The sequence below is a fragment of the Mesorhizobium sp. WSM4846 genome (genome assembly GCF_055811415.1).
Genome location: NZ_JBVVPZ010000007.1, coordinates 1 through 17,461, shown reverse-complemented (window position 1 = coordinate 17,461; position 17,461 = coordinate 1). Strand labels below are relative to the sequence as shown.

The 17,461-nt window shown below is 62.6% G+C and carries 17 protein-coding genes; 10 read left to right on the top strand and 7 right to left on the bottom strand.

The features are described from left to right. The first annotated feature begins 46 nt into the window (after positions 1-46). A complete protein-coding gene (locus AC0L15_RS08595) occupies positions 47-1,069 on the top strand; it encodes a serine hydrolase domain-containing protein (protein WP_473496226.1) in 1,023 nt (340 codons plus the stop codon). Positions 1,070-1,103: 34 nt separating this feature from the next. Here AC0L15_RS08595 and AC0L15_RS08590 read toward each other — a convergent pair whose 3' ends face one another. Continuing rightward, on the bottom strand, positions 1,104-2,462 hold the full coding sequence (locus AC0L15_RS08590; protein ID WP_287245248.1) for an NAD(P)-binding domain-containing protein: 1,359 nt from the start codon (positions 2,460-2,462) through the stop codon (positions 1,104-1,106). Positions 2,463-2,713: 251 nt separating this feature from the next. Between AC0L15_RS08590 and AC0L15_RS08585 the strand changes: the two genes are divergently transcribed. Beyond that, positions 2,714-3,421: a helix-turn-helix domain-containing protein gene (locus tag AC0L15_RS08585; RefSeq protein WP_023799471.1), complete on the top strand. Its 708-nt coding sequence runs from the start codon at positions 2,714-2,716 to the stop codon at positions 3,419-3,421. A gap of 257 nt (positions 3,422-3,678) precedes the next feature. On the opposite strand, the gene AC0L15_RS08580 is transcribed toward AC0L15_RS08585, so the two are convergent. The 6 genes from AC0L15_RS08580 to AC0L15_RS08555 all read right to left on the bottom strand — a co-directional run bounded on the left by AC0L15_RS08580 (position 3,679) and on the right by AC0L15_RS08555 (position 9,384). Then, positions 3,679-4,713, bottom strand: a complete 1,035-nt coding sequence (locus AC0L15_RS08580) for an RNA polymerase subunit sigma-70 (protein WP_287245250.1) — start codon at positions 4,711-4,713, stop codon at positions 3,679-3,681. Positions 4,714-4,750: 37 nt separating this feature from the next. Then, a complete protein-coding gene (locus AC0L15_RS08575) occupies positions 4,751-5,497 on the bottom strand; it encodes an SDR family oxidoreductase (protein WP_287245251.1) in 747 nt (248 codons plus the stop codon). Positions 5,498-5,627: 130 nt separating this feature from the next. Next, complete coding sequence (locus tag AC0L15_RS08570) at positions 5,628-6,668, bottom strand: heme-dependent oxidative N-demethylase family protein (protein ID WP_287245671.1); 1,041 nt, start codon at positions 6,666-6,668, stop codon at positions 5,628-5,630. A 9-nt stretch (positions 6,669-6,677) separates the two neighbouring features. Then, positions 6,678-7,643, bottom strand: coding sequence for a PDR/VanB family oxidoreductase (locus AC0L15_RS08565; RefSeq protein ID WP_287245253.1), 966 nt, complete (start codon positions 7,641-7,643; stop codon positions 6,678-6,680). Beyond that, complete coding sequence (locus tag AC0L15_RS08560; RefSeq protein ID WP_287245256.1) at positions 7,640-8,236, bottom strand: dimethylamine monooxygenase subunit DmmA family protein; 597 nt, start codon at positions 8,234-8,236, stop codon at positions 7,640-7,642. Before AC0L15_RS08560 ends, AC0L15_RS08565 begins: the two co-directional genes overlap by 4 nt. A gap of 14 nt (positions 8,237-8,250) precedes the next feature. Continuing rightward, entirely contained in the window at positions 8,251-9,384 is a 1,134-nt protein-coding gene (locus AC0L15_RS08555) for an aminomethyl transferase family protein (RefSeq protein ID WP_287245259.1), read from the bottom strand. Between the two features lie 165 nt (positions 9,385-9,549). Between AC0L15_RS08555 and AC0L15_RS08550 the strand changes: the two genes are divergently transcribed. From AC0L15_RS08550 to AC0L15_RS08515, 8 genes are all read left to right on the top strand, one after another. Continuing rightward, on the top strand, positions 9,550-10,947 hold the full coding sequence (locus tag AC0L15_RS08550; protein WP_473496225.1) for an ammonium transporter: 1,398 nt from the start codon (positions 9,550-9,552) through the stop codon (positions 10,945-10,947). Positions 10,948-10,984: 37 nt separating this feature from the next. Then, complete coding sequence (locus AC0L15_RS08545; protein WP_128245540.1) at positions 10,985-11,203, top strand: hypothetical protein; 219 nt, start codon at positions 10,985-10,987, stop codon at positions 11,201-11,203. A 133-nt stretch (positions 11,204-11,336) separates the two neighbouring features. Next, positions 11,337-12,233 (top strand): class II glutamine amidotransferase, encoded by an 897-nt coding sequence (locus AC0L15_RS08540; RefSeq protein WP_287245264.1) that lies wholly within the window; start codon positions 11,337-11,339, stop codon positions 12,231-12,233. A 4-nt stretch (positions 12,234-12,237) separates the two neighbouring features. Then, positions 12,238-12,969 (top strand): GltB/FmdC/FwdC-like GXGXG domain-containing protein, encoded by a 732-nt coding sequence (locus tag AC0L15_RS08535; protein WP_287245266.1) that lies wholly within the window; start codon positions 12,238-12,240, stop codon positions 12,967-12,969. Between the two features lie 6 nt (positions 12,970-12,975). Further along, positions 12,976-14,304 carry an FMN-binding glutamate synthase family protein gene (locus AC0L15_RS08530; protein ID WP_287245269.1) on the top strand — a complete coding sequence of 443 codons (1,329 nt, stop codon included), beginning with the start codon at positions 12,976-12,978 and terminating at the stop codon, positions 14,302-14,304. Positions 14,305-14,341: 37 nt separating this feature from the next. Further along, the gene (glnT, locus tag AC0L15_RS08525) at positions 14,342-15,649 is read left to right on the top strand and encodes a type III glutamate--ammonia ligase (RefSeq protein ID WP_023799483.1); all 1,308 of its coding nucleotides are present in this window, start codon (positions 14,342-14,344) and stop codon (positions 15,647-15,649) included. Between the two features lie 92 nt (positions 15,650-15,741). Then, a complete protein-coding gene (locus AC0L15_RS08520; RefSeq protein ID WP_287245272.1) occupies positions 15,742-16,995 on the top strand; it encodes a sarcosine oxidase subunit beta family protein in 1,254 nt (417 codons plus the stop codon). Positions 16,996-17,010: 15 nt separating this feature from the next. Further along, positions 17,011-17,286 (top strand): sarcosine oxidase subunit delta, encoded by a 276-nt coding sequence (locus AC0L15_RS08515; protein WP_023799485.1) that lies wholly within the window; start codon positions 17,011-17,013, stop codon positions 17,284-17,286. Positions 17,287-17,461: the final 175 nt, after the last annotated feature.

Here is a 17,461-nt window from a genome sequence, read left to right as displayed (position 1 = left end):
CGCGCCCCACCTTCGTCTTGCCCAAAATGCATCCCAAGCTGGCTTTATGCTGAAGCGCTCCACCGTGATTCTCGCCTTTCTCCTCATCCTTTCCGTCGCTGCCCACGCTGCGGATGGCCTGGAGCAGCGGCTTGGAAAGCTCCTTGACGAGGCCGAGCGCCTGACGCCCCTGCGCACGGTTGCCATCGCGCATGAGGGCGCGGTGGTGGCGGAACGTGGCTATCGCGGCCACTCTCCGGCACGTCCTGCCAACATAAAATCCGCCTCCAAGTCGATCATCTCCGCGCTCGTCGGCATCGCCATCGAAAAGGGCGTGCTCCAAGGTACTGACCAGAAGATCGCTCCGCTTCTTCAGGCCGACCTGCCCGCCGACGCGGATCCGCGTCTCCAGCAGGTTACGATCGGTCATCTGCTTTCCATGCAGGCGGGGCTAGGTCGGACCTCAGGCCCAAACTACGGGCGCTGGGTGGCAAGCGACAACTGGGTGCGGGCAGCGCTCGCCATGCCTTTCGACGACGAACCGGGCGGTACCATGCTCTATTCCACCGGCTCGACCCATCTCCTTTCGGCGATCCTGACGCGGCGGACCGGCCGCTCGACGCTGGAACTGGCGCGTGAATGGCTTGGGCCGCAGCAGGACTTTTCCATCACCGCCTGGGACCGCGACCCACAGGGCATCTATCTCGGCGGCAACCAGATGGCCATGAGCCCGCGCTCGCTGCTGGCCTTTGGCGAGCTCTATCGCAGCGGCGGGATGAGCCGCGGCGGACGGCAGCTCGTGCCGGCCGACTGGATCAAGCTCTCCTGGCAGCCACGCACCGCCTCGCGTTTCACCGGTGACGGTTATGGCTATGGTTGGTTCATCCGTCAGATCGCGGGCGAAGCGGTCTTCTACGGGTGGGGCTATGGCGGGCAGATGGTCTATGTTGTGCCGGGGCGCGCGTTGACCGTGGTCATGACTTCCGATGAAAACGGCCCCGCCGGCCGCAGCGGCCACCGCGACGATCTCCATGCCCTGCTCGGCCGGATCATTGAAGCGACGAAAGACGTGCGCGAGGCGCGCAGCTAGTGCATGTCGCGCGAAGTGTGTGGCGAGGACGCCGCTACTCCGCCGCGACGCCTTTCACCTCGAGATAGGATTCCATCGAATCGTCCATCGCCTGCAGCCAGGGCGTATGGTGCAGCGGCGCCATCGTGCCGGTCATCAGCGAGCGGTAGGCGTGGTCGCGGAAACTCATGATGTCTTGCGCCTTGTGGTGCTCCCATTCCATGAAGGTCTGATTGACAGCCTCGACATCGAAGCCCGGATAGTCGGTCTGCTCCATCAACTCCCTGGTGTAGTCGCCCTGGAACCAGATCATCTGCTCGGCGTCTTCCAGCGTTTCCTCACGCGCCCGCCATTTGCTGCCGTGTTCGGCCATCGCCTCGGCCGAAGGCAGTTTCAGGCGGCCCATGACGACGTCACGGGCGAACCAGGCCTGCGCGTCGAACATGTTGAAGGTGTAGAACTGGTCCTGCATGCCGATATAGAACAGCTGCGGGTTCTTCTCCCAGACGACGCCCTCATAGAGCCCGTCCGGCCACATCCGATTGGCGGTCTTGAGTTTCAGATCCTCGGTCAGGAACGGGAAGGAGTGGAGGTAGCCGGTGCACAGGATGATGGCGTCGACATCCCTGGTGCTGCCGTCCTTGAAATGCGCGGTCTTGCCGACGACCTTCTGCAGCAGCGGCACTTCCTGCCAGTTGTCAGGCCATTTGAAACCCATCGGCTTCGAGCGGTAGCTGGAGGTGATCGATCTGGCGCCGTATTTGTAGCATTGCGAGCCGATGTCCTCGGCCGAATAGGAGCGGCCGATGATCAGGATGTCCTTATCCCTAAATTCCATGGCGTCGCGGAAATCATGGCTGTGCAGGATGCGGCCGTTGAAGGTGGAAAAACCCTCGAAATAGGGGACGTTGGGCACCGAAAAATGCCCCGAGGCGACGACGACGTTGTCGAACTCCTCCGAATAGGTGACGTCGTTGCTGCGGTCATGCGCGGTGACGGTGAACTTTTTCGTCGCGTCGGAGAAAGTCACCATGCGCACCGGGCTGTTGAAGCGCACCCATTTGCGCACGGCGGATTTTTCGACGCGGCCCTTGATGTAGTCCCACAGCACGGCGCGCGGCGGGTAGGAGCCGATCGGCCGGCCAAAGTGCTCCTCGAACGTGTAGTCGGCGAATTCGAGGCATTCCTTCGGCCCGTTCGACCAGAGGTAGCGGTACATCGAGCCGTGCACCGGGTCGCCATGCTCGTCGAGGCCGGTGCGCCAGGTGTAGTTCCACAGGCCGCCCCAGTCGGACTGCTTTTCGAAGCAGACGATTTCCGGAATGTCCGCGCCGTTGTCGGCTGCCGACTTGAAGGCTCGAAGCTGGGCCATGCCGGACGGCCCGGCTCCGATGACGGCAACACGACTTTTCATTGCGGGCCTCCCGGTCTCATTTCTCTAACGAAACAAATTTCACTGACAGGACAGTAATTGCCCCTTCGATGCTGTCAACAGGCCTTCTGCTGAAACCACGTTTCACCAATCGGATTTTCAGCAGAACCGCATGGCGGAAACCGGGAGAGCACGCGTTCGACATAAAGTGGCTTGCCGTCGCAGTTGCGCTCTGTATCAGCAGCGAATATGTTCACCCTGAGTGAAATTAATCTGCAGGACCGGGTGGTGGCATGGCGAAGAAAGCTTCCAGTTTGAGGAATGGCGCCGCCGCCAAGGCCAAGCCACAGCCGAAGGGCGTGGCAACGATCCGGACGCCACTGACCCAGGACCCGCACGCCGTCCGCGACACCCGCGAAAAAGTCCTGGAGGTCGCAATCGGCCGCGAGGTGCGGGCGTTTCGCAAGAAACTCGGCATCACTGTTGCCGATCTTGCCGCTGCCACCGACATTTCGCTTGGCATGTTGTCGAAGATCGAAAACGGCATCACCTCGCCGTCGCTGACCACCTTGCAGGCGCTGTCGCGGGCGCTCGGCGTTCCGGTCACCGCCTTCTTCCGCCGCTTCGAGGAAGAGCGCAGCGCTGTCTTCGTCAAGGCCGGCCAAGGCCTCGATGTCGAGCGGCGGGGTACGCGCGCCGGCCATCAGTACAACCTGCTCGGCCATATCGGGTCGAACACCAGCGGGGTCGTCGTCGAGCCCTATCTGATCACGCTGACCGAGGATTCCGACGTGTTTCCGACCTTCCAGCACGAGGGCATGGAGTTCCTCTACATGCTCGAAGGCGAGGTGGTTTACCGGCACGGCAGCAATCTCTATCCGATGAAACCCGGCGACAGCCTGTTCTTCGACGCCGACGCGCCGCACGGCCCGGAACAGCTGACGCAACTGCCGATGCGCTATCTCTCGATCATCTGCTATCCGCAGAGTAGCGCGGTTTGAGCGGGTTCGGACGCAAGCGAAGTCCCCTCATTGAGCGCCGTGGCCGCGAAGCGGCCGGATGGAATGTTACAGGTCCAGGCTAGAACCGCTCTATCTCTTTGTTTATGCGCAATTCCCTAGGGAAAGCCGTTTCACGCTTTTCCTGGAATTGCTCTAATGCATGTCGCGCAAAAGTGTGCAGCGGTTTTGCGATATTCGACATGCATGAAACAACAACCTAAAGCGCGTCGCATGGGGCCGGTCAAATGCGACGCGCTTTAGGATGACGGCAGGCCGAAGGCCGCAAACAAGCTGGGGCCGAGCGGCGGCACATAGATCGTCAGAGCGGCGATACCGCCCTCGGCGGGCTCGATCACATGCAGCGAATGGGCTCGCCACGCCGGGTCATTCTGGCTGCGGGAATAGACCCCGACTGCCGGCTGGGCATTGGCTCCAATGGCTACGGTGCGGAAGCCCGAAAAATTGCCCCAGATGGTCTCGAGGAAACTGCGGATCGCCGCGCGTCCACGATACCATTCCTGCCAGGGCGGCATGCGATAGGTGGCGTCCTCCCGCAGGAGTTCGATCAGGCTGTCGAGATTGGCGGCCTCCCAGGCTCGCATGTAACGTTCGAGCAGCAGGCCTTCGTCGGGGTTGGGCTTCGATCGATGGATGGGACGTCCTTGGGGATATCGCGCCGCAAGGGTTATGCGGGCCCGCTGCAATGCGCTGTTGATCGAAACCGTCGACCCGCCCAGCAATCCCGCCGTTTCGACAGCCGACCAGCCCAGCACGTCGGAAAGCAGTAGAGCGGCGCGCTGCCTGGGCGGCAGATCCTGGATCGCGGCGACGAAAGCGAGTTGGACGGCTTCGCGGGTCTCGTAGCGCGCTTCCGGACCCGGCTCACCATCAGCGCGGCCCGGTAGCTCTGCGTCCGGGTAAGGCTCCAACCAGGTGACCTCGGCTGCAGGGCCGCCTGTGGCCATCCCGTGGGAAGCCGGCCGTTCGGGCTGCTGGAGAATGCGATTCGCCCTCGACCTGGCCTTGAGCGCGTTGAGGCAAGAGTTGGTCGCGATCGTGTAGAGCCAACCGCGAACCGAACCCCGCCCATCGAACTCCGATCTTGCGCGCCAGGCGCGCAGAAGCGTGTCCTGGACAAGGTCGTCCGCCTCGTGCAGCGAGCCCATCATGCGATAGCAATGGAGCTTGAGCTCCCGGCGATGGGCAGCCGTGAAGTGTTCGAATGCCAGCCGATCGAGGATCGGCTGGCCCGGCTCACGTACCGGCTTGAGAGGTGCCTGCGAGTCTGTCATGCGGATCCGGCAATTTTGAGTTTGCATTACGCGCGTCTCAGGCGGCCGGCGTAAGTCCGCTCGCGCTCACTGCGAAGGAACATCCTTGCGATTGTTGGGTGGCGAGTGCCACGACCGCCCGTCCGACGTCGGCCGGCGTCTGCATGTCGAGGATGCCCGCGATGAACTCCATGGGCCGGATGCCCCTATAGGCCGAAATGCTCTCGATGCCGGCGTCGCCCACGCCGGTCCCTGGCATGATGCGCATAGGCGCAAGCGCCATGAAGCGCAGGTCGAGGCCGCGCCGATCCGATTCCTTCTGGCTATGACCGGCCAGGAACATCTGCATGCGTTTTGCGCCGGCATAGCCGCCGGAATTCGGTGGTCCCCCGGTCAGAGCCGCGCCGCTGGAGATCAGAACAACCCGGGCGCCCGGTTTGAGCGGACGCCGAAGCGCGGCCTTGCAAAACAGAAACGACGCCTTGACGTCCGTTTCCCAGTTTTCGGAGAACGCCTCCCAGTTCTGTTCATGTAGGGGCGCGGAGGGGGCAAGAGCACCTGCGCATATCACTAGGACGTCCGGTTCCAGCGCGGCGAAGACCTGATCGGGAGCGATATCCACAGTTGCATCGACCGCGAACGTCTTCACGCCCGAAGTCTCCCGGGCAAATTCCGACAGGGTCTGTTCGCTGCGGGCGACTGCGAGGACGGTCGCTCCCTCGCTGAGAGCGGCTTCTACGATCGAGCGGCCGACACCACGGCTTCCTCCAACGACGACGACATTCTGACCTTGTAACAATCTCATGGACCCACCTTGCTATCCGGGCAGCTGGACCATCCAGGCACGCCCATTGATAAGGACAGCGCAGGCGGTCTGAAATCATCGGTGCGGGTTAAAAATCTTCTCAGGTGATCGGAAGGCGGTGCAAGCCTCCTTAATCCGGCCCGAAGCCGGGCGATGTCGGGCTGCCGTCGTCGAGCTTCGACAGCCATTCGACCAGCGTCGCGCGGTAGCGTGTCAGGCCTTTGTAATTGGCGAGCTCTTCGGGAAGGTCGCGGATGACGCGGTGCAGGCGCCGCGCCCATTTCGGCTGGGTCACCAACTCGTCCATTTTGATGAGATAACAGCGGATCGGGAAGACGATGCCGTTCGAGCGCGGCAGCCGCCAGAAGCTCTGCAATTCGACACGCAGATGGACCTTGTCGCCGACGTTTTCGGGCGTCACCGTCGTCCGGTCCGGACCCCATTTGTGATAATTTTCCGGACTGGTGTCGAGGCGCGGATTGATGGTCATCGTCCAGTTCAGCCGCCGCGCCGGCTTGCCCTGCTGGATGTTGGTGAGGAATTTTAGCGCCCGGGTGAAAATCCCCTTCTCATGCGCCAGCGGCACCGGCGCGTGCCATTCGAAGAAGTTCATGCCGATGTCGAAATCCAGCGACCAGTCGGCCTGGGTGGTGACGATGCCGGCATCCATCCACAGATTGCCGTCGCGCTGGTCGAGGATGCAGAAATCGCCCTGGCTTTGCCGCGTGATGTATTCCATCGGCCCGTAGGGCAGCGTCGACACATCGCCGAACGTGAAGCTGTCGTCGATGCCGAGCGGCCGGTTGATCCAGCGCCATTTGTCGCCGTCGCGCGTCAGCGTGAAATGCTCGGGATAGCCCAGCGCCTGCTGTTCCATCAGAAGTTCGAGCAGGTCCCAGCCGGCCAGCGTCATGTGCGCCAGTGACTGGCAGCGCAGCGGATCCTCCGCCAGCACCAAAGCGCGGTCCTGCATCTCGGCGACATAGTGCTCGTCGACGTCGATCAGGTTTTCGAGCACGCTGCCCTTCGGCCCCAAAACATGCGGCTCGATGTTGACCGCATACATGTAGCTGTCTTCGTGGAACGGGAACGGAAACCGCCTGATGTGCTCCGGGCTGTTCCTGAAGGTGAAGTCGTTACGGAACGTTTCGTTACGAAAGGTGATGCCCAGGCTCGCCTCCTATCTTTCCAGAACCAGCGACCTGCCCTCGAAGCGCGAGACGCAAGGCATGATCTTCTTGCAGGACCGGTGCTCTTCCTCGCTCAGCCAGTGGTCGTTGTGGATGAATTTGCCGTCATGCGCGATGACGTTGGTTTCGCACTGGCCGCAAACGCCACCGCGGCAGAGATAGGGCGGATCGACACCGGCGGCCTCGATCGCCTCAAGCAGGCTCTGCTGCTCGTCGACGCGGATCGTCTTGCCGCTGACCTCCAGCGTCACGTCGAACGGCGCGCCGGGCTGCGGGGCGGCGAAATGCTCGAAATGGACGATTTCCGCCGGCCAGCCGAGGGCAGCGGCGCGATCGCGCACCCAGCCGATCATGCCGGCCGGGCCGCAGACATAGAGATGCGTGCCGAGCGGCTGCGACGACAGCAGCCGGTCGAGCTCGATGCGCTCGTCGCGGTCGTCGTGATAGAGTCTGACCCGGCGGTCATAGCGGTCTCTGAGTACATCGGCATAGGTGCCGAGCGAGGCGGTGCGGCAGGTGTAATGCAGCTCGAAATTGCCGCCTTCCGCTGCCAGCTGCGCGGTCTGCGCCATGAACGGCGTAATGCCGATGCCTCCCGCCAGCATCAGGTGCTTCCTGGCGCGCAGGTCGAGCGAGAACAGATTGACCGGATAGCTGATCACCATCTCATGGCCGGGCCTGACATTGCTGTGCATATACAGCGAGCCGCCGCGGCCGGCATCGTCGCGGCGCACCGAGATGGTGTACTCGCGCGTGTCGAGCGGCGAGCCCATCAGCGAATAGGGGTTGAGCCTGGTCCGCTCGCCGTCGCGCATCTCCACCACAACATGAGCGCCGCCGGAGAACGTCGGCAAAAGCTGCCCGTCGCGCCGGCGGAAATGGAAGCGCGTCACCAGTTCGTTGACCGGGACGACATCGCTCACGACGACGTCAAGCTTGGTGGTGCCGGTGCTCATCGAAAGATCTCCTCCGCCGGAGGAATTTCGCTGCGGTCTTCCGCGTTGATGCAGACGCCCTGGAATGCGGCGAGGCGCCTGGAATAGTGATCGCGTACCAGAAGAAGCAGGCCACAATGCGAGCAGGTTGCCGGCTGCGTCGTCACGTTTTCGGTGATGCCCTTGCAATGAACGCATTGGACGCGGCGCGCCAGCGAGCCGCGATGCTCGGTCTGGATCGAGGTGTGGTCGATGCCGGCTTCGAGCGCCGCCTGCATGGCCTGGCCGATCAGCCCCTCGGTGCCGGCGAGATAGAGGCGCAGGCCCATATGCGCGTTGGCCAGCGTCTGCTTCAGCCGCGGCAGGGCGCTGGCGAAGGACGGCCCCTGATAGAGCTGGGCCGGCTTCAGCGCTTCGAGCGCGGCGACATGCTGGCCCTCATTATCGGGGATGAAAATAATATGGGCATCGGCAAAAAAACCGTCGGGCGCCTTGGCGGCCAGGTCTGTTATCGCCAGCGCGCCTTCTGCATCGGCCACGAAAAGATGGTGCTTGCCGGGCTGCGGAGACAGGGTTCCGTAGACCGGCCGGCTGATGATGCTTTTCGCTGCCATCCTCTCAGTATGCCTCAGCCTTTCGCCGTGCGCTTGGTCTTCTTCGGATCGTCGAATGGAAGCGGCTCGGCCGTTGCGCTGATGGCGCCGCTCTGGTTGCGGATCTCGAGCCTGGTGCCCTGGACGGCACAATCGACATCGAGCCGGGCTATGCCCATCGATTTCTGGACCAGCGGTGAATACATTGCGCAGGTCACCACGCCGACCCTTTTGCCGTCGCGATAGACCGGTGCGCCCTCGTAGGCCGGCTCCTTGCCTTCGAGCAGCACGCCGAAGATCTTGAAGCGTTCCTTGCCCTTGAGGCGGTAGTGCTCCTCGGCGCCGCGAAACCCTGTCTTGCCGGGGCTGACGGTAAAATCGAGGCCGAGTTCCCACAGCGTGTCGCCGGGGCCTTCGTTCTCGAACGGATATTTCTGCGAATTGTCGTAGGGGTAGAACAGGAGGTAGCTCTCGACGCGCAGCATATCGAGCGTGGTGAACCGGCACGGGATGATGCCGGCGCTCTTGCCCTCGTCGAGGATGGTGTCCCAGATCGTGCCGGCATCCTGGCCACGGCAGAAGATCTCGTAGCCGCGTTCGCCGGTGTAGCCGGTGCGTGAGATCATCACCGGAAGACCGAACAGCCGGGTCTGCATGTGATGGAAATAGGCGAGGTCGCGTATGCCAGGCACATGCTTTGCCAGATAGTCGACTGATATCGGTCCCTGCAGCGAAAGGTCGTGCAGATTGTCGTCAAAGCGCAGCGAGACATCGCGGCCCATGGCGGCGCGCTGCAACTCCTCATGGCCGGTGCCCGAACCATGCACGACCATCCAGGCATTCGGGCCGGTGCGGTAGAGGATGCAGTCGTCGGTGAATTTGCCGGCCTCGTTGAGCATGCAGGCATAAGCCGACTTGCCGGGATATATTTTCTCGACGTCGCGCGTCGTGGCGAGGTCGATCAGGTGCGAGGCATGCGGCCCGGTGATGTGGACCTTTTTCAGACCCGACACATCCATCAGCCCGGCCTTGGTGCGGATGGCGATGTACTCCTCGTCGGCGTCCTTGTCGTAGGTCCAGGCCGTGCCCATCCCGCTCCAGTCTTCGAGCTTCGAACCGAGCGCACGATGGCGATCCGCCAAGGTCGAAAATCTCCAGGATGCGGTCATGGACTTGCTTCTCCTCACAAGATTGCCGGCGTTCGCCGCTCAAGGGCACTAAGGCCATGCGACGGTCCGCGCCATATTGACTCAAAACTCCAAAAGCGCGCAATACTAAGATGCAAAAAGTTTTACTCAGAGGCAAGGAACGCAACTGAACGGAGGGGACATGAAATGGAAGGGGATCTCAACGCTCTAACGACCATTTTCACGGAATTCTATTACTGGGTGACCATCGTCATGATGTTCCTGATCCATGTCGGGTTCTGCATGTACGAGGTCGGCGTGTCGCGTCGGCGCAATCATCTGAAAACGCTCATGAAGAACGCGATGGCGATTCCGCTCGTCACGATCACCTTCTATTTTTTCGGCTGGTGGATCTATTTCGGCTTCCCCAACGGGCCGGGCATCGCCGGCGGACTTGTCACCGCACCATTTGCCGAACCATGGAATCCGCTGATGGGCACCCATCTCTCCGGCGTCAATCCGGGCGAGACGGGGGTCACGCCCACCGACGCGGCGCTGTGGCATCGCCTCAACGGCGTGTTCTGGGGCGCCTTCCTGCTGTTTTCCATCACGACGGCGTCGATCATCTCGGGCTCGATCATAGAGCGCGCGCGCTCTGGCGCGTTCTGGATCGTCGCGGTACTGATTGGCTCGGTCCTGTGGATCCTCGACGCCTCCTGGGGCTGGCATCCGCAAGGCTGGATGGTGAAACTCTGGGGTTATCATGATGCGTATGCATCGGGGGTCGTGCACGCTATCGCCGGCGGAGCGGCACTCGCTTTTCTCATCGTTCTGGGTCCGCGCATCGGCAAGTTCAGGCCCGACGGCACGCCGCGCGACATCCCGCCCCACAATGTCTGGCTGGTCACGATCGGCCTGTTCCTGATCTTCACCGGTTTCTGGGGCTTTTATGCCGCGTGCAACATTCCGCTGATCAGCCCGGCCACGATTGCCGGCCAGATCACCGGCGAGACCTGGACGGCGACGAATATCTATCTCGCGCCGACCACGCTCTCGGCGGTCACCTTCAACTTCCTGATGTCGCTGTCGGGCGGTATGCTGGCCGGCTACATCGTCTCGAAAGGCGACCCGTTCTGGACGTTCTCGATGGGGCTTTGCGGCATCATCTCGGCGTCTGCCGGCAACGACCTCTATCACCCGATCCAGGCGATGCTGATCGGCGCGATCGTCCCGAGCATCTGCTACAAGCTGCACTATTTCGTCGAGCGCCGCTTCAAGATCGATGATGCGGTCGGCGCCGTTGCTGTGCACGGCTATGGCGGCTTTCTCGGCGTCGCGGTGGCGGGCTTCATGCTGTGGGGACAGCCGTCCTCGCCCTATGAGGGCTTCGCGCACATCAACCCGCTCGGCAATTTCGCAGGTGCGGTGTTGATGTTCGTGCTCGGCTTCGTCCCCACCTTCGTGGTCTGCAAGATCCTCAACAGCATGAACCTCCTGCGCGTGCCGAAAAAGGTCGAACTCGAGGGCGTCGACTTTGCCCTCAACCATGCGTTCGAGGCGTCGGTCCGCGAACTGGGAACCGCCGAGAAGGCCATGATCAAATAGTCAACCGACAAGTAGTCAACCGACAGGGAGAACCGCAATGTCGACCAATGGAATGGAAAGCTGGGCCGTGGACCTCAAGGACGTCGGCGCGATCTACCCGTTTCAGGGTTCTGAAGTGGTGATGGTGATCGTCGGCCTCGTCTTCTGGATCGGGTGGCATGTCCTCCAGACGCGCCAGGAGAACGCTGAGATCGAGGCCGATATGGCGGCGGATCGCAGCGGCGAGGAGACCAGAAAGGCGATCGATCGCCATTAAACCGGAATAAGGTCGTCTGGCGCGTCATTTGCGCCGGACGACTTGTCCAAGATGAAAAAAACTTTCATATGAGTTGAACTCAACCTATGAAGCTGGTAGCACCCGGAATCATACCTCACCGCGGGAGCCTGACATGTGCGGAATCGTCGGATTGTTTTTGAAGGACAAGTCGCTCGAGCCCCAGTTCGGCTCGATGCTTTCGGAGATGCTGATCTCGCTCAGCGATCGCGGTCCCGACAGCGCCGGCATCGCGATCTATGGCACGCCATCCGGCAACGAGGCCAAGATCACCATTCAGTCGGCAAAGCCGGAGCACGATTTCCGCAACCTTGACGCCGAACTCGCCAAGGCGATCGGAGCACCGGTAAGCATCGCAGTGAAATCGACGCATGCGGTGGTCAGGACCGCGCCTGCCAAGATCGACGAAGTGCGCGAGGCGATCCAGTCGCTGCGCCCCGACATCCGCATCATGGGCGCCGGCGACGTTGTCGAAATCTACAAGGAAGTCGGCTTGCCCGAAACGGTGGTCGATCGCTTCGACGTGCGCAGCATGACCGGCACGCACGGCATCGGCCATACCCGCATGGCGACGGAATCGGCAGTTACGACGATGGGCGCGCATCCGTTCTCGACCGGCGCCGACCAATGCCTGGTGCATAATGGCTCGCTTTCCAATCACAACAATGTCCGCCGCGAGCTGATCCGCGAAGGCATGAAATTCGAGACCGAGAACGACACCGAAGTCGCGGCCGCCTATCTCTCCTCGCAGATGGCGCATGGCAAGAATCTCGGCGAGGCGCTGGAAGGCACGCTGAGCGACCTCGACGGCTTCTTCACCTTCGTCGTCGGCACCAAGAACGGCTTCGGCGTGGTGCGCGATCCGATCGCCTGCAAGCCTGCCGTCATGGCCGAGACCGACCAATATGTCGCCTTCGGCTCGGAGTATCGTGCGCTGACCAAACTGCCCGGCATCGACAATGCGAGGGTCTGGGAACCCGAGCCTGCAACCGTCTATTTCTGGGAGCATTGAGTTCATGCCGGCAATCAACGTCTCCAAGGCACTCGACCAGAGCCATGCATCCAGGGTCTTCGACCTGGCCGAGATGCCGTTGCGCGAGCTTAACCAGGCGCTTCACAATTTGACCCCTGGTTCGAACGAGACCGCCTGGGAGGTGCTTCATCCGAAAGGCAGCCATTCGGTCGCCGTCGGCGTCGACCAGCCGATCACCATCAATGTCCGCGGCAGCGTCGGCTATTATTGCGGTGGCATGAACGACGGCAGCGCCATCACGGTGCATGGCTCGGCCGGACCGGGCGTCGGCGAAAACATGATGTCGGGCTCGATAACGGTCAAAGGAGATGCCAGCCAATATGCCGGTGCCACCGGCAGGGGCGGGCTGCTGGTCATCGAGGGCAACGCGTCGTCGCGCTGCGGCATCTCGATGAAGGGCATCGACATCGTCGTCCACGGCAATATCGGCCATATGTCGGCCTTCATGGCGCAGTCCGGCAATCTGGTGGTGCTGGGCGATGCCGGCGATGCGCTCGGCGATTCCATCTACGAGGCGCGGCTGTTCGTGCGCGGCAAGGTCGGCAGCCTCGGCGCCGACTGCATCGCCAAGGAGATGCGGCCCGAGCATCTGGCATTGCTGCAGGACCTGCTCGACCGCGCCGGGGTGACCGGCGTCAAGTCGGCGGAGTTCACGCGTTACGGCTCGGCGCGCACCCTATACAATTTCAACATCGACAACGCCGACGCGTATTGAGGCTCAATGACCTATCGCAACCCGCCGACGACGCCGCGCAAATCCGCGACCTTCGACGACTACACGCTTTCCGAGATCCGTCGCGCCGCTGCGACCGGCATCTATGATATCCGCGGCGCCGGCGCCAAGCGCAGGCTGCCGCATTTCGACGACCTGCTTGTCCTCGGCGCCTCGATCTCGCGCTATCCGCTCGAAGGCTATCGCGAGCGCTGCGACACCAGCGTCGTGCTGGGCTCGCGCCATGCGAAAAAGCCGATCGAGCTGAAAATCCCGATCACCATTGCCGGCATGAGTTTTGGCTCGCTGTCCGGCCCGGCCAAGGAAGCGCTCGGCCGCGGCGCGACGCTGTCCGGCACCTCGACGACGACCGGCGACGGCGGCATGACCGAGGAAGAGCGCGGCCATTCCAAGACGCTGGTCTACCAGTACCTGCCGTCGCGCTACGGCATGAACCCGCGCGACTTGCGCCGGGCGGATGCGATCGAGATCGTCGTCGGCCAGGGCGCCAAGCCCGGTGGCGGCGGCATGCTGCTTGGCCAGAAGATCTCCGACCGTGTCGCCGACATGCGCACGCTGCCCAAGGGTATCGACCAGCGCTCAGCCTCGCGCCATCCCGACTGGACCGGGCCTGACGATCTCGAAATCAAGATCCTGGAACTGCGTGAAATCACCGACTGGGAAAAGCCGATCTACGTCAAGGTCGGCGGCGCGCGGCCCTATTACGACACAGCCCTTGCGGTGAAATCAGGCGCCGATGTCGTCGTGATCGACGGCATGCAGGGCGGCACCGCCGCAACCCAGGAAGTGTTCATCGAGAATGTCGGCCAGCCGACGCTTGCCTGCATCCGCCCGGCGGTGCAGGCACTGCAGGATCTCGGCATGCATCGCAAGGTGCAGCTGATCATCTCCGGCGGCATCCGCAACGGCGCCGATGTCGCCAAGGCGCTGGCGCTTGGCGTCGACGCGGTGTCGATCGGCACCGCCGCACTTGTCGCGCTCGGCGACAACGATCCGCGCTGGGAAGCGGATTACAACGAGCTCGGCACCACCGCCGGCGCCTATGACGATTGGCACGAGGGCCGCGATCCGGCCGGCATCACCACGCAGGACCCCGAGCTGATGAAACGGCTCGATCCGATAGCGGCAGGAAGACGGCTGGCGAATTACCTCAAGGTGATGACGCTGGAGGCGCAGACGATCGCCCGCGCCTGCGGCAAGAACAGCCTGCACAATCTCGAGCCCGAGGATCTCGTCGCGCTGACGATCGAAGCCGCCGCCATGGCCGGCGTGCCGCTGGCCGGGACCAACTGGATACCGGGGAAGAACGGCTTCTGATACCAAACTACCAGATACCAATAAGCGAGGAACTATAATGGGGAACGATCTCGCCGCCTTCGCCAAAGGGAACGGCGTCAAATATTTCATGATCTCCTACACCGACCTGTTCGGTGGGCAGCGCGCCAAGCTGGTGCCGGCGCAAGCCATCGCCGACATGCAGAAGGACGGCGCCGGCTTTGCCGGCTTTGCCACCTGGCTCGACCTGACGCCGGCGCATCCAGACATGCTGGCGGTGCCTGATCCGGATTCGGTCATCCAGCTGCCGTGGAAGCCGGAAGTCGCCTGGATTGCCGCCAATTGCATGATGGACGAAAAAACGGTCGCTCAGGCGCCGCGCAACACGCTGAAGCGGCTGATTGACGAGGCGGCGGGCGACGGCATGCATGTCAAGACCGGCGTCGAGGCCGAGTTCTTCCTGATCTCGCCGGACGGCAAGACGATTTCCGACGAATACGACACGGCGTCAAAGCCCTGCTACGACCAGCAGGCGGTGATGCGGCGCTATGATGTCATCGCCGAGATCTGCGACCACATGCTGGCGCTCGGCTGGGGCGCCTACCAGAACGACCATGAGGACGCCAACGGCCAGTTCGAGATGAACTGGGCCTTCGACGATGCGCTGGCGACCGCCGACAAGCATTCCTTCTTCAAGTTCATGGTGAGGTCCGTTGCAGAAAAGCACGGCCTGCGCGCCACCTTCATGCCAAAACCGTTCCCCGGCCTGACCGGCAATGGCTGTCACGCCCACATCTCGGTGTGGGACAAGGACGGCAAGACCAATGTCTTTGCCGACAACGCCATGGAGCTCGGCCTGTCGGCGAAGGGCAGGAATTTTCTCGGCGGCATCATGAAGCATGCCTCGGCACTTGCCGCGATCACCAACCCGACGGTCAATTCCTACAAGCGCATCAATGCGCCGCGTACCATTTCGGGCGCCACCTGGGCGCCGAACTCGGTGACCTGGACCGGCAACAACCGCACCCATATGGTGCGCGTGCCCGGCCCGGGACGCTTCGAGCTGCGCCTGCCCGACGGCGCGGCAAACCCTTATCTGCTGCAGGCGGTCATCATCGCCGCCGGCCTCGACGGCATCCGCTCGAAGGCCGATCCGGGCAAGCGCTACGACATCGACATGTACCAGTTCGGGCATACGGTGGAGGGCGCGCCGAAGCTGCCGCTCAACCTGCTCGACGCGTTGCGCGAGTTCGACAACGACAAATCGCTCAAGGCGGCGCTGGGTGAGGAATTCTCGTCGGCTTATCTAAAGCTGAAGCACCAGGAATGGAATTCCTATGCTTCCCACTTCACCCAGTGGGAGCGCGACCACACGCTGGATATCTAGAGCATCGGACCGAAAAGCGTGAAGCGGTTTTCGGATGATTCCGATGCGTCAAGAATGGTCCTGCGCGGCGCGAGCGACCTCGGAATAGAGTCATGAAATACTCGATCTTCTCCCTCGCCCGCGCCGCATTTTCCGGCCACAAGAATTGGCAGCGCACCTGGCGCGACGCCAGCCCGAAGGACCGCTACGACGTGGTGATCATCGGCGGCGGCGGCCACGGCCTGGCGACGGCATGGTTCCTCGCCAGCGAACACGGCATCAGGAATGTCGCCGTGCTCGAAAAGGGCTGGATCGGCTCCGGCAATGCCGGCCGCAACACCACCATCATCCGCTCCAATTACGGGCTGCCCGGCAATACCGGCTTCTACGAGCTGTCGATGAAGCTGTGGGAGCGGATGGAGCAGGACCTCAACTACAACACGATGGTCAGCCAGCGCGGCGTCATCAACCTTTACCATTCCGATGCGCAGCGCGACGCCTATGCGCGGCGCGGCAACACGATGCGCATCAACGGCTTCGATGCCGAGCTGCTCGATCTTGCCGCGGTCAAGAAGATGATGCCGTTCCTGAACTTCGACAATGCCCGCTTTCCCGTGCAAGGCGGCCTGCTGCAGCGGCGCGGCGGCACCGCGCGCCACGACGCGGTGGTCTGGGGCTACGCCCATGCGGCGAGCGCGCTCGATGTCGATATCATCCAGAACTGCGAGGTGACAGGTTTTGTACGCGATGCCAACGGCAAGGTGACCGGCGTCGAGACTTCGCGCGGCACAATCGGCGCCGGCAAGGTCGGCATGGCCGTCGCCGGCAGTTCGTCGCGGGTCGCGGCGATGGCTGGCCTGCGGCTGCCGATCGAGAGCCATGTGCTGCAGGCCTTCGTTTCCGAGGCGATCAAGCCGCTGATCCCCAATGTCATGACCTTCGGCGCCGGCCATTTCTATGTCAGCCAGTCGGACAAGGGCGGGCTGGTCTTCGGCGGCGATATAGACGGCTACAATTCCTATGCCCAGCGCGGCAACATGCCTGTGATGGAAGACGTCTGCGAGGGCGGCATGGCGCTGATGCCGATGATCGGTCGCGTGCGCCTCTTGCGCCAATGGGGCGGCATCATGGACATGTCGATGGACGGCTCGCCGATCATCGACAAGACGCCGGTGGACGGGCTCTATCTCAATGCCGGCTGGTGCTATGGCGGCTTCAAGGCGACGCCCGGCTCCGGCCTTGTCTTTGCTCATCTTCTGGCCCGCGACGAACTGCACAAGGAGGCGGCGCGCTTCCGCCTCGACCGGTTCCGGCGGGGCGCGATGATCGATGAAAAGGGCGTCGGCGCCCAACCGAACCTGCACTGAGGACGGTCCAAAAGCATGCGTATTGTCTGTCCCTTCTGCGGCGAACGCGAACTCGGCGAGTTTACCTATCTCGGCGACGCCAAGCCGATGCGGCCGGCAGCCGGCGCCTCGGAAGACGAGGTGTTCGACTATGTCTATCTGCGCGACAACATTGCCGGCGAGGCCAGCGAACATTGGTGCCACGGCGGCGGCTGCCGGGCCTGGCTGAAGATCACCCGCAACACGCTGACGCACGAGATCTCCTGGGTCGAGCCGGCGGCGGGCGTCGGGGCGAGGCAGGTGGCAAAATGAATTCTGTCCAAGTTGGCGCCGCCCCTCACCCTTACCCTCTCCCCGTGAAGAACGGGGAGAGGGGGATCGCCAGCGTTGCGGCCGGTGTCCAGTTGATAGATGGGTAACACTTTGAACCGGATACATGGGTTACAGTTTTCCCCCTGTCGTGTCCGCCGCAGCGCCATGCGGTTTG

Bases quoted from the DNA above. Each gene is read 5' to 3' on its own strand.
- AC0L15_RS08595 (WP_473496226.1), top strand. From the start codon at position 47: ATGCTGAAGCGCTCCACCGTGATTCTCGCCTTTCTCCTCATCCTTTCC.
- AC0L15_RS08590 (WP_287245248.1), bottom strand. From the start codon at position 2,462: ATGAAAAGTCGTGTTGCCGTCATCGGAGCCGGGCCGTCCGGCATGGCC.
- AC0L15_RS08585 (WP_023799471.1), top strand. From the start codon at position 2,714: ATGGCGAAGAAAGCTTCCAGTTTGAGGAATGGCGCCGCCGCCAAGGCC.
- AC0L15_RS08580 (WP_287245250.1), bottom strand. From the start codon at position 4,713: ATGACAGACTCGCAGGCACCTCTCAAGCCGGTACGTGAGCCGGGCCAG.
- AC0L15_RS08575 (WP_287245251.1), bottom strand. From the start codon at position 5,497: ATGAGATTGTTACAAGGTCAGAATGTCGTCGTCGTTGGAGGAAGCCGT.
- AC0L15_RS08565 (WP_287245253.1), bottom strand. From the start codon at position 7,643: ATGAGCACCGGCACCACCAAGCTTGACGTCGTCGTGAGCGATGTCGTC.
- AC0L15_RS08560 (WP_287245256.1), bottom strand. From the start codon at position 8,236: ATGGCAGCGAAAAGCATCATCAGCCGGCCGGTCTACGGAACCCTGTCT.
- AC0L15_RS08555 (WP_287245259.1), bottom strand. From the start codon at position 9,384: ATGACCGCATCCTGGAGATTTTCGACCTTGGCGGATCGCCATCGTGCG.
- AC0L15_RS08550 (WP_473496225.1), top strand. From the start codon at position 9,550: ATGGAAGGGGATCTCAACGCTCTAACGACCATTTTCACGGAATTCTAT.
- AC0L15_RS08545 (WP_128245540.1), top strand. From the start codon at position 10,985: ATGTCGACCAATGGAATGGAAAGCTGGGCCGTGGACCTCAAGGACGTC.
- AC0L15_RS08540 (WP_287245264.1), top strand. From the start codon at position 11,337: ATGTGCGGAATCGTCGGATTGTTTTTGAAGGACAAGTCGCTCGAGCCC.
- AC0L15_RS08535 (WP_287245266.1), top strand. From the start codon at position 12,238: ATGCCGGCAATCAACGTCTCCAAGGCACTCGACCAGAGCCATGCATCC.
- AC0L15_RS08530 (WP_287245269.1), top strand. From the start codon at position 12,976: ATGACCTATCGCAACCCGCCGACGACGCCGCGCAAATCCGCGACCTTC.
- glnT (WP_023799483.1), top strand. From the start codon at position 14,342: ATGGGGAACGATCTCGCCGCCTTCGCCAAAGGGAACGGCGTCAAATAT.
- AC0L15_RS08520 (WP_287245272.1), top strand. From the start codon at position 15,742: ATGAAATACTCGATCTTCTCCCTCGCCCGCGCCGCATTTTCCGGCCAC.
- AC0L15_RS08515 (WP_023799485.1), top strand. From the start codon at position 17,011: ATGCGTATTGTCTGTCCCTTCTGCGGCGAACGCGAACTCGGCGAGTTT.